Here is a 273-nt window from a genome sequence, read left to right as displayed (position 1 = left end):
ATCATCATCAACATGAGTTCGATTGTGATAAATATGAGGCTGTGATTGAAGGGATGGTGCAACCTACAGAATATCCGTTTAATTGTTTGGATAGTATGGAAACACCATCCCTTGAAGATCAGATTATTGCTGAAGAGATGCTTGAGCGATATAAGCAACATCTCAAAGAGAATTTTGCTGAAGGTCATTACGAAGCTGTTGATCTGCTGATGCGTGGGTATAAATATGAAGAGATTGCTGAAGCTCTAGACATCCCTGTTGGCACATGCCGAT

Annotated in this window: 1 protein-coding gene; it reads left to right on the top strand. The window is 40.3% G+C overall.

Translation table 11 applies throughout. The features are described from left to right. Positions 1-273 (top strand): hypothetical protein (locus Q5762_RS38375; RefSeq protein ID WP_315896943.1); only part of this gene is annotated, 273 nt, incomplete at both ends.

Source organism: Streptomyces sp. P9(2023) (assembly GCF_032436795.1).
GTDB lineage: Bacteria > Actinomycetota > Actinomycetes > Streptomycetales > Streptomycetaceae > Streptomyces.
Note: the sequence above shows the minus strand (reverse complement) of the source record. Positions and strands in the feature narration are given on the sequence as shown.